At 35.6% G+C, this 12,046-nt stretch carries 11 protein-coding genes and 1 riboswitch; of the genes, 7 read left to right on the top strand and 4 right to left on the bottom strand.

Annotation, left to right across the window (positions count from 1 at the left end; all coding sequences use genetic code 11):
- The first annotated feature begins 54 nt into the window (after nucleotides 1–54).
- Nucleotides 55–867, top strand: a complete 813-nt coding sequence (locus BVF91_RS07800; RefSeq protein WP_085112870.1) for a sugar phosphate isomerase/epimerase family protein — start codon at nucleotides 55–57, stop codon at nucleotides 865–867.
- A 10-nt stretch (nucleotides 868–877) separates the two neighbouring features.
- On the opposite strand, the gene BVF91_RS07795 is transcribed toward BVF91_RS07800, so the two are convergent.
- Complete coding sequence (locus BVF91_RS07795; RefSeq protein ID WP_085112869.1) at nucleotides 878–1,807, bottom strand: DUF362 domain-containing protein; 930 nt, start codon at nucleotides 1,805–1,807, stop codon at nucleotides 878–880.
- 149 nt (nucleotides 1,808–1,956) lie between these two features.
- A riboswitch (SAM riboswitch) is annotated at nucleotides 1,957–2,051 on the top strand.
- 54 nt (nucleotides 2,052–2,105) lie between these two features.
- On the opposite strand from BVF91_RS07795, the gene BVF91_RS07790 reads away from it, so the two are divergent.
- Both BVF91_RS07790 and BVF91_RS07785 read left to right on the top strand, forming a co-directional pair.
- A complete protein-coding gene (locus BVF91_RS07790) occupies nucleotides 2,106–3,008 on the top strand; it encodes a methylenetetrahydrofolate reductase (protein ID WP_085112868.1) in 903 nt (300 codons plus the stop codon).
- Nucleotides 3,009–3,021: 13 nt separating this feature from the next.
- Nucleotides 3,022–5,430, top strand: coding sequence for a homocysteine S-methyltransferase family protein (locus BVF91_RS07785; RefSeq protein ID WP_206199037.1), 2,409 nt, complete (start codon nucleotides 3,022–3,024; stop codon nucleotides 5,428–5,430).
- Between the two features lie 18 nt (nucleotides 5,431–5,448).
- On the opposite strand, the gene BVF91_RS07780 is transcribed toward BVF91_RS07785, so the two are convergent.
- The 3 genes from BVF91_RS07780 to BVF91_RS07770 are packed head-to-tail and all read right to left on the bottom strand — an operon-like array spanning nucleotide 5,449 to nucleotide 6,479.
- Nucleotides 5,449–6,021 (bottom strand): manganese catalase family protein, encoded by a 573-nt coding sequence (locus BVF91_RS07780; RefSeq protein ID WP_085112866.1) that lies wholly within the window; start codon nucleotides 6,019–6,021, stop codon nucleotides 5,449–5,451.
- Nucleotides 6,022–6,033: 12 nt separating this feature from the next.
- The gene (locus BVF91_RS07775; protein WP_085112865.1) at nucleotides 6,034–6,294 is read right to left on the bottom strand and encodes a spore coat protein CotJB; all 261 of its coding nucleotides are present in this window, start codon (nucleotides 6,292–6,294) and stop codon (nucleotides 6,034–6,036) included.
- Nucleotides 6,295–6,296: 2 nt separating this feature from the next.
- Complete coding sequence (locus BVF91_RS07770; RefSeq protein ID WP_085112864.1) at nucleotides 6,297–6,479, bottom strand: spore coat associated protein CotJA; 183 nt, start codon at nucleotides 6,477–6,479, stop codon at nucleotides 6,297–6,299.
- Nucleotides 6,480–6,623: 144 nt separating this feature from the next.
- On the opposite strand from BVF91_RS07770, the gene rlmD reads away from it, so the two are divergent.
- The 4 genes from rlmD (at nucleotide 6,624) to BVF91_RS07745 (ending at nucleotide 12,001) form a co-directional block, all read left to right on the top strand.
- The gene (gene rlmD / locus BVF91_RS07765) at nucleotides 6,624–7,976 is read left to right on the top strand and encodes a 23S rRNA (uracil(1939)-C(5))-methyltransferase RlmD (protein WP_085112863.1); all 1,353 of its coding nucleotides are present in this window, start codon (nucleotides 6,624–6,626) and stop codon (nucleotides 7,974–7,976) included.
- A 418-nt stretch (nucleotides 7,977–8,394) separates the two neighbouring features.
- Complete coding sequence (locus BVF91_RS07760) at nucleotides 8,395–9,360, top strand: XamI family restriction endonuclease (protein ID WP_085112862.1); 966 nt, start codon at nucleotides 8,395–8,397, stop codon at nucleotides 9,358–9,360.
- Nucleotides 9,318–10,889, top strand: coding sequence for an Eco57I restriction-modification methylase domain-containing protein (locus BVF91_RS07755; protein ID WP_085112861.1), 1,572 nt, complete (start codon nucleotides 9,318–9,320; stop codon nucleotides 10,887–10,889). The genes BVF91_RS07760 and BVF91_RS07755 overlap by 43 nt, the downstream gene beginning before the upstream one ends.
- Before the next feature lie 701 nt (nucleotides 10,890–11,590).
- Nucleotides 11,591–12,001, top strand: coding sequence for a type II toxin-antitoxin system HicB family antitoxin (locus tag BVF91_RS07745; protein WP_085112859.1), 411 nt, complete (start codon nucleotides 11,591–11,593; stop codon nucleotides 11,999–12,001).
- The last annotated feature ends 45 nt before the right edge of the window (nucleotides 12,002–12,046 follow it).

The raw sequence follows: 12,046 nt of genomic DNA, 5'->3' as shown, positions 1-12,046 counted from the left end.
GAATGATTTCATGTATAATATAATATGTGATAATTGTTTTTGGATGGTGATGAAATGGAAGTTGGCATATCGACGGCTTGTTTTTATCCTGTCTATCTTACAGAGGAAACGATTCCTATAATAGCTAAAATGGGCATAAAGAGTGTGGAAGTTTTTTTGGAATCTTACAGCGAATATGATGAAGATTATTGCAAAGCTATGAGGGATGATTTAGATAGATACGGCATTGAAGTTAATTCAATACATGCTATAGGCACTCAGTTTGAACCGCAGCTTTTTTCAGCAACTGAAAGGCAAAGGAACGATGCCTCAAAGATGCTTATTAAAGTCTTGAAAGCAGCAGAGATACTTAAGGCAAAAATATACGTTTTTCACGGACCTGCTGTTAAAAAAGATACGACGCCTAATATTGATTTTGACAAGATTGCGAAATATGTGGATTATATAGCTGATACATCAGGAGAATATGGGGTTAAATTTTCTTGGGAAAATGTCTATTGGTGTTGGTTTGCATATCCAGAATTTGCTACATTCATAAGACAGTCTGTGAAAAGCAGAAATGTTTATTTTACATTGGATATAAAGCAGGCGATGAAAAGCAAGAAAGATCCATTTGAATACTTAAAATCAATGGGAGATAAACTCGTTAATGTCCATTTATGCGATTACGATGATTGCGGCAATCTGTACCTTCCAGGCAGAGGGAGCTTTGACTTTGCAAAGCTTAATAGAGAGTTAAAAAAATTAGATTACAATGGCTCTATCATAATGGAAGTCTACAGAAACAACTATAAGGATATTGATGATTTAAAAGAAGGCATTGAATACCTAAAAAGCATCTTTGAAAATAAAGATAAGGGGGACTAAACCCTTATCTTTAAGCTTTTCCTGGCACCATCTGCTTTATTTCGCTTGAATCTAAGGCGATGCCATAGCCATACGCCTGCGTAGAGAAATTCAGTTCAGCTTGTTGCAATGGTATGCCTTTGATAGTGACATTTTTAAGCTCACCTGTGCCTACACCTCTTTTAGCACATTGAAACAAGTAGTTGACGCCTTGAGGCATAAGTCCAAACATTCTGGCACCTACTGTATCTGTTGCTACAGGATCTGTTCCTGCTATTATCATGTTTGCATTGATAGGCTTTCCTTCTGATGGCCCTGTGCCTATCATCGCTTCTTGACCGCTTAATATCGTAAGATCTATAGATATTTTTTCAGCCATAGCCCTTATGAAATTGTGAAGGTCATCGTGTATGCCTAAATTTTTTTTGGGAAATCCATGTATTTCTGCGGGAGGCCAGCTTAAAGCTATGTTTTTTATTCCAAGCGATACTGTAGCTTCTTCGTGCATTTTCATTTGAGTGAATGAAATTAGTACATCCATTTTTTCATAAAGTTCATTTACTTTTGTTGATTTTAAAAGACAGTCGTCCAGCAGCAATTCTACGTAAGGACCGTAATTTAGATCTACAAATTCTACGCCTTCTTCTGAAATGACTTTATCAAATCCATTGTCAGATAAAACTTTAGGCGTAGGATCTCCACCAGAGCCGGCGGCAATCACAATCCTGCCAGGATTTTTAGACTTTACGTATCTTATAAGGGCTCTCAATGTATCTGGTCCTACTATCGTACCGCTTTGAGGAGGCTTGCTTTTAACGAAATTTGGCGTTATTACAACGGTATTACCCGTTTCGATTAGATTTTGCAAAGGTAATAAGTTTAAAGCGGTATTTAAGTTTTGTATCTCATCAGGGCCAGATGCTATTGCTACTACTGGTTCTACAATTTTTCTGTACCTCATAAAATCACCTCATATATATGATTTGCATTTTATGAAAAATTAAAATATCTAAGCAAAAAGCCTAAGTAATTTTAACATTTCAACAAATATTTCATTGACAATTGTACCAGAGGACGGTATCATATAATTTAATAAATTAATATAGTAAACTCTTATCAAGAGTAGCGGAGGGACTGGCCCTATGAAGCTCGGCAACCGGATATCACGGTGCCAATTCCAGCAGCATATCGCTGAAAGATGGGAGCAAAAATATCTCTTCTTTTGGCGAAGAGTTTTTTTATTTTAAGGAGGGGTCGTTTTGCGAAATTCTGAAAATTTGTGCCAGAAACTTAAAAATAAGCAATTTGTCATAACCGTGGAGATATCGACGCCAAAAGGAGCTGATATTTCGAATTCTATTGAAGAAGCGAAAAAATTATATGGAATAGCAGATGCATTAAATATAACTGATTGTCCTATGGCAAATATGAGAATGAGCCCTATTGCATTGGCACATCTTTTGCAAAATCATCTAAATATAGAAACCATATTTCACTTAACGTGTAGGGACAGAAATCTTATTGGCCTTCAAGCAGAGCTTTTGGGTGCGTATGCTCTTGGAGTCAGAAATATCCTTGCCCTTACAGGAGACGATCCAAAACGAGGTGATGTGCCACAGGCAACAGGCGTGTACGACGTAGATTCTGTAGGTCTTGTGAAGATAGCAAAGTCGCTAAATGATGGCTTTGACTACAGCGGAAATAAGTTGGAATCATCTACAAATTTTTGCATAGGGACAACAGCAAATCCAAATGATTTAAGACCTGAATCAATAGAAAAATTAAGGACGAAAATAGAATGTGGAGCATCTTTCATACAGACTCAGCCTGTCTACGATGATGAGATTTTATACAGATTTCTTGATGCCGTAGAGCAATTTGATATTCCGGTTTTAGTAGGGGTGCTACCCCTTAAAAGCTATAAGATGGCTGTTAACTTGAACGAAAAGGTGCCTGGCATCGAGATACCTGAAAAAATAATAGACAGGTTGAAAAACGGTGAAAAAGGTGAAGGGACAAAAATTGCAATAGAGTTTATAAACAAGATAAAAAATAAAGTGGGTGGTGTTCATATCATGCCACTTGGCAAGACAGATATAGTTGTTGACATTGTAAATGGCGTAAAGAACATGAGACAAAATGATATAGAAGAAGTATTGTAGTCATCATAAGGAGATGTTGCAATTGGATATTTTTAAGAATTTAAAGAATAGCATAATCGTCTTTGACGGAGCAATGGGCACTATGCTTCAGAAAAAAGGACTTAAAACAGGAGAATGCCCTGAATATTACAATCTCTTACATCCGGATATTGTGTACGAAATCCACAAGTCGTATATTGATGCAGGGGCAGATGTTATTGAGACAAATACATTTGGCGCCAATAGGATAAAATTAAAATCTTACAATCTTTCAGATAAATTGCCTGAAATAGTCAAAAGCGCAGTACAGATAGCCAGAAAAGCTGCTGGTGATAAAGCCGTTGCTCTTTCTATAGGGCCTATTGGCGAACTGATGGAACCTTTTGGCAAGCTGACATTTGACGAGGCTTATAGTGCCTTTGCAGAGGTTGCTGTAGAAGGGGAAAAAGCCGGTGCTGATTTGGCACTTATTGAGACTATGTCAGATATATTAGAAGCGAAGGCGGCTATTCTTGCTGTAAAGGAGAATACTAATTTAAAGGTAATTTGTACCATGACGTTTCAAGAAGATGGAAGGACGCTTATGGGGACAGACCCTGTTACAGCAGTAGTAAGTCTTCAAGGGCTTGGCCTTGATGCCATAGGTGTCAATTGCTCTACGGGACCTGACATGATGGCAGACATAGTGAAGAAGATGGCTGAAGTTTCAAGGATACCAATTTTGGCGCAGCCAAATGCAGGAATGCCTCATTTAGAGGATGGATTGACTCTTTACGACATTACGAAAGAGAAATTTGCCGTCGAGTCAAAAAAGCTTTTAGAATGCGGGGCATCTATTGTTGGTGGTTGTTGTGGGACGACTCCAGAATTTATTAAGCTTTTGAAAGCTGAGATACATGATACAGAGAAAAAAACTGCCGTGAAAGAATACACAGCAGTTTCATCAAATACAAAGACTGTTTTCATAGGCAGCGATTATCCTGTGTGTGTAATCGGCGAAAGGATAAATCCTACAGGAAAGAAGAAATTGAGTGCAGCTATCAAAGAAGGCAATTATAATCTGATCTACGATGAAGCTGTATCGCAGGAAAAACTTGGCGCAAGCGTACTTGACGTGAATATCGGTGTGCCTGGCATAAACGAAGAGGAATTGATGCCTAAAATCGTTTCGCAGGTACAGAACATCGTCAATGTGCCATTGCAGATAGATAGTAGCAATGTAAAGGCGATTGAAAAAGCGGTAAGGATAGTCAGAGGTAAGCCTATTATAAATTCTGTCAGTGCAAAAGAGAAAAGTTTACAAGAAGTATTGCCTATTGTCAAAAAATACGGCACAAGTGTTATAGGACTTACAATAAGTGATGACGGTCTTCCTAAAAATGCAGATGAAAGGCTTAGAAACGCTGAGAAGATTGTAAAAGCCGCTTTAGAGTATGGAATACCAAAAGAAGATATAATAATTGACTGTATCGCACTTACAGTGTCATCTGAGCAGACAGCAGCAATAGAAACATTAAAAGCCATCAATCTTGTTAAGTCTAAGCTTGGAGTAAGTACGGTCATAGGACTTAGCAACGTATCTTATGGATTGCCTGAGCGGCAACTTATAAATACTGCATTTCTTGCGATGGCGATATCATACGGCTTAGATGCTGTTATAGTCAATCCAAATGATAAGATAACAATGGATATATTGAACGCTTCGATGGTCTTATCATCAAGGGATAAAAGATGCGAAAGATACATAAATACATATAAGAAAGATGATGGGATAAATAAGACGCAAGTATTATCTGTAGGGAAAAAAACAGATAGTAATGCAAGCGAGATGCTTTACAGAAATATATTAGATGGCAAAAAGGCTGATATAGATAGATTAGTGATGGAAATACTTAATGAAGGAGTAGAACCATTAAGCATAGTAGATAATACGATAATACCTGCGCTTAAAGATGTAGGAGATAAGTATGACAAAGGGATATATTTTCTTCCACAGCTTTTAAATTCTGCTGAAGTTGTGGAAAGCGCTTTTAAAGTTTTAAAGGAAAAAATGCCTAAAGGGATGGGCTCAAAAGGGAAAATAATACTGGCAACAGTTGAAGGTGATATACACGATATAGGGAAAAATATAGTAAAAGTGCTGCTTGAAAATTATGGCTATGAAGTCATAGATCTTGGTAGAGATGTCAAACCGTCTATAATTGTAGATGAAGTAAAGAGGACAAATGCAAAACTGGTAGGGCTTAGCGCCCTGATGACAACTACGCTAAATAATATGGAAAAGACCATTAAAATATTAAGAGAAAAATATGATATAAAAATAATGGTAGGCGGTGCCGTACTTACAAAAGATTATGCTATGAAAATCGGAGCTGATTACTACGGAGCAAACGCACAAGAAGCTGTAAGGATAGCAGATAAGGTGTTTAGTGAAACAAATTAAAGCCGGAATGACCGGCTTTTAAAATATCTTTTTGCTTCTTAAGTGTTCTTGCACCAGATCCAAAGTCTCTCCAAATCTCTGGAAGTGTACAATTTCTCTTTCTCTTAAAAATCTTAATGTATCTTTTACACAAGGATCGTCAGTTAGATTTATAAGGTGTTCGTACGTTGCTCTCGCCTTTTCTTCTGCTGCCATGTCTTCATGAAGATCCGCGATTACGTCGCCTTTGGCCTGGATATATGCAGCACTCCATAGCATACCTGTCGTATCGCTATAGAAAAGAGCTCTATCGTGCTCTGTGTACTGTTCTCCGAGGCCTTCTCTCCTTAGCTCTTCTACTGGTACGCCTTTTAACAGTTTAAAGACCAATGTGGCAATTATTTCCAAGTGGCCAAATTCTTCTGTGGATATGTCTGTCAATGTTCCCTTTGCTTGTCCTGTAGGCATTGTGTATCTTTGAGTTTGGTATCTCAATGCCGCAGCTAATTCGCCATCTGGTCCACCATACTGTGCAATCAAAAATTTAGCCATCTTAACATCTGGTTTACACACATTGGCAGGATATTCTAACTTCTTTTCATACACCCACATAGTATCACCTCTTTAATATTGAATTTCCCATGGCCATGGGTCATCTACCCATTTAAACCTGTTGCATTGTGAAGGTGTTTCACCAAAAGACATCAACGGACCATAAAGTTGTTCATACTGTGCCTTTAGAGATCTTGATTGTTGGCTATAGTAATTGTAGTCTCTTAATGCTTTTTGGTCATCAGGATGTGTGTCAAGGTAGAGATTTAAGTCAATACAAGCAAAATCCAATTCCATTATTTTTTTGAGGAGAGCTACTTGATTTGCGTCCATTGTCAGTACCCCCTCGCTTTTTCTTCCATGTACGGCTTATCCAATTCTGGAAAAATCGTCCCACGCTTTAAACCTTGTTCAGGAGGATATGATGATACATACCTTTGCATGGGTATATATGCTTCGGCTAAGCCTTTTTGTCCCGCGTCATAACTTTGTATATAAAACCCATTATACTCATACATATATAAAACCCCCATTTAATGTTTTCAATATATAATATTCATAAATATATATTTGTGTGATAAAATGCGGATTCAGGTTGTTTTGACGTATTTTGCTTTGTATGGTATATATATTGTATATAAATAGGTTAGGGGTAATGTGATATGAAGAAAAACGAAGAAATAATAATTAATATAGATGATATGAATTTAGAAGGTTACGGGTTATCATATTTAGATGACAGTATTATTAAAGTGAGAGGTGCCATTAAAGGACAAAATGTAAAGGTGAAAATAAAAAGAATAAAAGGTAAGGAAATTGAGGCAGACGTTGTAGATATACTTGAGAGATCACCGTTGGAACATGGTAATGTATGTAATCATTTTGGCAAATGTGGCGGTTGTGCATATTTAAATATAAATTATGAAGATCAATTAAGGTTAAAAGAAGATTATGTAAAAAAGCTTCTTGATGAGGTAGGGATAAAAGATTTTGAATTTTTAGGGATTGTAGGGAGCCCTGATATTTTTTCGTACAGAAACAAAATGGAATACACATTTGGAATAGATGACAATGGTGAGATGCAGTTGGGGCTTCACGTAAAAGGTAGATTTTACGATATTATAACGACGGATGACTGCAGGATTGTAGACAGCGATTTTATTGCATGTTTAAAAAATGTTTTAAATTATACAAGACAGCAAGGTTTACCACATTATAATATAAAGACACACGAAGGCTATATGAGGTACTTAGTCATTAGAAAAGCAACAAATACAGGTGAAATCCTCATAAATATAATTACCACATCCAAGATAGAACACGATTTTAGTAAACTAATAGATGAACTTAGAAGTATAAAATTAAATGGTAAACTTGTAGGCATATTGCACACTGTAAATGATAGCTATTCTGATGCAGTTAAGTGTGAAAAACTTACAGTTTTGTACGGCAGAGACTATATAATGGAAGAAATACTTGGTCTTAAATTTAAGATAAGCGCATTTTCATTTTTTCAGACTAATTCAAAAGGTGCAGAGAAGCTCTACAGCATAGCAAGGGAATTCGCAGGTGAAATATCCAATAAAGTTTTATTTGACTTGTATTGCGGCACTGGGGCTATAGGGATGATAATGGCTCCATTAGCTAAAAAAGTAGTAGGCATAGAACTTGTCGAAGAAGCTGTCGATGCTGCACGTGAAAATGCGCGATTAAATGGGCTTAGTAATATACAGTTTATAGCAGGCGATGTCGCACAAAAGATAAGGGAAATAAACGAAAAGCCAGATGTGGTTGTGCTAGATCCTCCAAGACCAGGAGTAAACCCAAAAGCTATAATGGACATCATAAAGTTGAACCCAGAAAAAATAATCTACGTATCTTGCAATCCTGTGTCCCTGGCGAGAGATTTAAAGATGCTTACTGAAAGACAGTACAAAGTGGAAAAAGTAAAATGTGTTGACATGTTTCCTCACACACATCATGTTGAGTGTGTGGTATTGATTACAAAGCTATAAGCCTTGATTTCACTGGACTTGATGGATTACATCCAAGTTATCTACTCGACCTAAAAGGGCAAAATGCGTACACGGAAACATATCGAAGGGGTATTTTTGGGGTGAATTCTGAACTCAAAAATTGGTAGGGTTGAGTTGACAGATTAGATAACGGACATTTTTCATAGGGTTGAGGAGACAGGATGGATGCATCATAATTATGCAAATAATAGAAAATGTTTAAATGAGAATAATGTAGAAGCAATAATCTTAATAGCTAGGGAGCGGCAAAACTTTAATCTATTTGTGTTGATAACAAGAGTGCAAGCATTAATTTTACTGATATGCTGGATGTCAAGCCAGTTGTATATCTAAAAGAATGATGATAATGTAAAGAAGGAAGATAAAAAAAGTTAGCATTAGAAAGGAATTTGATATTATGGGAATTAACCGTGATAAACCAGATTTATGGAAAAATGATATAATACAGTCGGTGGATCTATACAATGCATGGTTTATGAAATTTGCACCGCGTGCTTTTCGTGAAACGCGAGTTTCAACTGCAAAAAGTGTAGAACATGCACTTGCAATCACTAATTATTTACAGAATATTTCACCAAAAGTGTTAGAAATTAATCCTCAAATACTACCTATTCTAAGAATGTCAACTTGTCCACCAATTGCACGTGACAGGCTTGTTGGTTTAGCAGGTGTTTCAAAAAGTTTGGTTGAAAATATGGAAGATAATGATAATCCGCGGGTGTCTCCGCGTATGGGGAAAGCACAACTTATGAATGAACTAAAAAAAATATCAGATATTATAAAAAAAATGGCTGATCCCGATATTTTTGTATGGTTGAATGAAAATCGTGATCCTAATGAAGTAGAAATTGCACGTTCGGCAACTATTGTTGCAGATAGATTGTGTGGTGCTGTTGCCGATCCTATTATAAGGAATGCACAAGAAAAAAGGCAATTAGCCGCAATTGCTTCATTTTTGAAAGAAAGAGGCTATTCAGAAGCTGATACGGGTGTTAAATTTAATGAAATGCAAGCTGGAACTTTTGCTTTCCGCAGAAACGTACCTGTTCGTTTAACTGAAGATGTTGAAAATACTATTAATATACCAATTGATGTTCTAATTTTACCTAAGACGGCAAAAAACGGGTCATTACCAATTATGATTGAAGCAAAATCAGCAGGAGATTTTACAAATGTAAATAAACGGAGAAAAGAAGAAGCAACAAAAATGCAGCAATTACGTAATACATATGGGCAAAATGTATCATATAATTTGTTTTTATGTGGTTATTTTGATACAGGATATTTAGGATATGAAGCTGCAGAGGGGATTGATTGGATATGGGAACACAGAATCAGCGATTTAGAACAGTTAGGAATATAAAAGCCGTTGAAAGTGAGCGTTTAAATCTTCAAAGTAAAATAGATTCTTTAAAAAAAATAGATGAACGTCGAAAGCTAGGTCAATTTTCAACACCTATAAATTTAGCTAGGGAAATTATTTCTTATGGACTTAAAATACATAGTTGTTCCGAAATTTCTTTTATAGATCCGGCCTTTGGAACAGGTGCTTTCTTTTCTGCTTTACTATCAGAAATAGAAAAAATGAAAAAGAGTATTATAAAAGCTACAGGCATTGAAATTGATAAAACTGTTTTTAATTTTGCTACTTCATTGTGGGGGGAAAGTGACATTAAGTTAATAAATGCTGATTTTACAAAAATAGATAATAAAGGAGAGAAATATAACTTTCTAGTTTGCAATCCTCCTTATGTAAGACATCAGATTATTGGTAATGAACAAAAATCTGACTTAAGGAAGAGAATACGAAATGAAACAAATTTCGATATTTCCGGACTTGCTGGTTTATATTGTTATTTCATACTTTTATCTTATAAATGGCTTGCACCAGGCGCTGTATGTGGATGGCTATTACCTAGTGAATTTATGGATGTTAATTATGGAGATACTATCAAAGAATTTTTATTGAACAGAGTACGATTAATTAGAATACATCGTTATAACCCTGAAGAAAGCAAATTTTGTGATGCTTTGGTTTCATCGTGTGTAGTATGGTTTAAGAATGAAGTTACAGCTAATGATTATGAAATTGAGTTTTCATATGGTGGGACCCATGAAAAACCAATAATAACCAAAAGTATAAAAAAATCCTTTTTGATGGAGGAACGGAAATGGACACGATTTCCTGAAAAAGGGTTAAGAATACGTGTTAGCACTAATTTAACATTAGGCGATTTTTTTGATATTAAGCGTGGAATTGCAACAGGTGATAATAATTTCTTTATTCTTACAAAAGAGCAAATTCAAGAACTTGGAATTGATATGTCGTTTTTCAAGCCAATACTTCCAAGCCCTAGGTATTTAAAAACTGATGAAGTATTTGCAGATTCATTAGGTTTCCCAATGCTTGATAAGCAATACTTTCTTTTAGATTGTTCAATGCCAGAGGAGGAAATTCAAATAAAATATCCTGAATTATATAAATACCTTAAAAGTGGAATAAGTACAACAGCCAAAAGATACCTTTGCAGGAATAGAAATAAATGGTATTTTCAAGAAAAGCGTGAGCCTACACATTTTCTGTGTACTTATATGGGGCGGAGTAATGGCCAAAATACGCTACCATTTAGATTTATATTAAATCATTCAAAAGCTATTGTTACAAATTCGTATTTAATGCTATATCCCAAAGATGATATCTCATACTTAATACAAAGTAAGCCGGATATAGTTAAAAGTGTTTGGAACGCACTAAAAAGCATATCAGCGGAAAACTTTGAGAGTGAGGGGCGTATATACGGTGGTGGTTTAAAGAAGATTGAACCGAAAGAACTTGCAAAAGTTGAATGTCATGAGCTCGCAAAAATATTTTCTGATATGATGTTTAAATAATAAAAAAATAATTACGTCAGTTCTGAATTGGATACATTGAAGTACAATATATTAAACCACTAAATAAGATTAGCAAAAAATATATTCTTTTAATATATGGCAAAACTGCCATTACATGCCGTATAAAGCATAAAGAGGGGACTTTTTATGATTCAATGTCGATTGAGATTCCGGATTTTAAGTTCGCGTTAAAACGATCTACGAGTACGTTTGAACTCAGCAATCGGGTATGACTAGCATTTCGAAAAGCTATTACGGTAGTATGCTGTTTTAAGTTGATGTGTTTCCCTGAACGACGGTTTTTCAAAAATGACTGGAAAACCCATTGATATATTCCCACGTACAGATGCTATAAAAAATGGCCATTAGACATCAATTCCTTCAACTCAAACCCTGTAGAGACGGTAGTGCTGTTGACAAATGTAAAAAAACAAATAAGCACCTAAAAAATGATTTAAATACAGGGTTTTACGGTGATTTGCCATTTGCCGAAAATGTGCTTTTTGGTGGTGGAGATACAGAGAAACCATGTATTTTTATGTGTATCTCCAGGTCCTGTTGAAATAAACTAAAAAATTTACATTGATTTCTCTGTTTTTTTATCCTTTTAAAACTGCAAAAAGTATTTTGGATCAGGTAGGACTTAAACTTGATTGAGTTTTGCCCCCCTCCCTGAAAACAAGCCAAAAGGAGGCTTTTAGATGAAAGAAACATATATTTATCATGCTATATTTGATTTTGCATCTGACGGTATTTCTGTCAGTTTTCCCGATTTACCTGGCTGTTTTACATGTGGAGATAATGAAGAAGAAGCTGTAAGAAATGCAAAAGAGGCTATGGCACTTCATATTTCAGGTATGGAAGATGATGGAGATGTTATACCAGAACCAACTCCTATTTCTAAAATAAAAGTAGAAGATAATCAAATTGTTATTCCGATAGAAGTATGGATGCCATACTATAGAAGTAATATTAAAACTGTTTATGTAAAGAAAACACTGACAATACCATCATGGCTCAATAGTATCGCCGAAAGAAGCAAAATAAACTTTTCACAGGTGCTTCAAGAAGCTCTTAAAGAAAAATTAGGGATTAGAGAATATAAGCAATAGGCACTCTAAATGGGTGCTTTATTTTTTTATGATTATTCACTATTA

This window comes from Thermoanaerobacterium sp. PSU-2 (genome assembly GCF_002102475.1).
In the GTDB taxonomy this organism is placed as follows: domain Bacteria; phylum Bacillota; class Thermoanaerobacteria; order Thermoanaerobacterales; family Thermoanaerobacteraceae; genus Thermoanaerobacterium.
This window is presented reverse-complemented; position numbering and strand designations above follow the sequence as displayed.

Excerpts from the sequence above, each read along its gene's own strand:
- BVF91_RS07800 (WP_085112870.1), top strand. The coding sequence starts at position 55 with ATGGAAGTTGGCATATCGACGGCTTGTTTTTATCCTGTCTATCTTACA.
- BVF91_RS07795 (WP_085112869.1), bottom strand. The coding sequence starts at position 1,807 with ATGAGGTACAGAAAAATTGTAGAACCAGTAGTAGCAATAGCATCTGGC.
- BVF91_RS07785 (WP_206199037.1), top strand. The coding sequence starts at position 3,022 with ATGTTGCAATTGGATATTTTTAAGAATTTAAAGAATAGCATAATCGTC.
- BVF91_RS07780 (WP_085112866.1), bottom strand. The coding sequence starts at position 6,021 with ATGTGGGTGTATGAAAAGAAGTTAGAATATCCTGCCAATGTGTGTAAA.
- BVF91_RS07775 (WP_085112865.1), bottom strand. The coding sequence starts at position 6,294 with ATGGACGCAAATCAAGTAGCTCTCCTCAAAAAAATAATGGAATTGGAT.
- BVF91_RS07770 (WP_085112864.1), bottom strand. The coding sequence starts at position 6,479 with ATGTATGAGTATAATGGGTTTTATATACAAAGTTATGACGCGGGACAA.
- rlmD (WP_085112863.1), top strand. The coding sequence starts at position 6,624 with ATGAAGAAAAACGAAGAAATAATAATTAATATAGATGATATGAATTTA.
- BVF91_RS07760 (WP_085112862.1), top strand. The coding sequence starts at position 8,395 with ATGGGAATTAACCGTGATAAACCAGATTTATGGAAAAATGATATAATA.
- BVF91_RS07755 (WP_085112861.1), top strand. The coding sequence starts at position 9,318 with ATGGGAACACAGAATCAGCGATTTAGAACAGTTAGGAATATAAAAGCC.
- BVF91_RS07745 (WP_085112859.1), top strand. The coding sequence starts at position 11,591 with ATGAAAGAAACATATATTTATCATGCTATATTTGATTTTGCATCTGAC.